The organism is Pseudomonas sp. P5_B2, assembly GCF_056400445.1.
In genome coordinates, this window is record NZ_JBFULH010001137.1 from 1 (window position 1) to 955 (window position 955).

Below are 955 nucleotides of genomic sequence, written 5' to 3' on the forward strand. Positions count from 1 at the left end.
GTAATAATCCAGCGCTCGCTGTGCGGCTGCGTTGCCTTTTGGCGAGGTCAGGGAGGTATCGATTTGCATATCTGGCAGGTCATTGCTGGGTAACGTCATGACGATGGCAAGCTCCGTGATAGATTCAGATCCGTGAATCCATCCTAGTACGAACTGTATTTGTGACTGGAATTTAAATACTACAAGTTGTGTTTTGTTGGTCGGAGTACCCCACGTATCGTGCCGCACATGGATAAATGGATTGAGTTAGTCAAAGCCAAGATGAGTGATCTCAAAGTCACTCAGGAAGTACTCGCCGACCGCCTCGGGATGTCCCAGGGTGGCGTGGGTCACTGGCTGAATAAGCGCCGTCAGCCGAGCATCGAAGACATGAATCGTGTCTTGCGCGCGCTCGGGATGGATTTTCTGGAAGTGGCGACGGTGATTCGCGAGCGCCTGGTCTTGCAGGACGACGAGCCTTGTCTGGCGCACAAGTACAACCCGTACTTCCGCTACCCGGTCAGTGACTGGCGAGAGCCCGCACAAGTGCGTGACGGTGAGTTATCGGTCTACGGCAAACCGCGTTTCGAGCTGACCGATTACCACGCGCAGGGCGCGGCGTTCTGGCTGGTGGTGGTGGGAGATGCGATGACCGCACCCACGGGCATCAGCATCGCCGAGGGCATGATGATTCTGGTGGATCCGGCGATTGTGCCGGAGCCTGGAAAACTGGTAATCGCGCAGTGGTCGGACAGTACCGAGGCGACCTTTCGCAAACTGATCGAAGAGGGCGGGCAGCGTTACCTGGTCCCGCTCAATCCGACGTATCCGAAGGCCCTTTACACCGATGAATGTCGAATTCTCGGCGTAGTGGTTCAGGCAACGGCCAAATTCTAATCAGATCGGTCCTCGTAATACGTAGGACCGATCTTCATTTTCACGCTTCTTCCAGCTCTACCAACGCACTGCCTTCGCT

The 955-nt window shown here is 55.5% G+C and carries 1 protein-coding gene and 1 pseudogene; one reads left to right on the forward strand and one right to left on the reverse strand.

Annotated elements, in window-relative coordinates:
* Positions 1–99 (reverse strand): annotated as a pseudogene (locus AC1DRJ_RS29720) (DUF6124 family protein); the annotation flags it as partial.
* 129 nt (positions 100–228) lie between these two features.
* Here AC1DRJ_RS29720 and AC1DRJ_RS29725 point away from each other — a divergent pair.
* Positions 229–876 (forward strand): LexA family protein, encoded by a 648-nt coding sequence (locus tag AC1DRJ_RS29725; RefSeq protein WP_477805270.1) that lies wholly within the window; start codon positions 229–231, stop codon positions 874–876.
* The last annotated feature ends 79 nt before the right edge of the window (positions 877–955 follow it).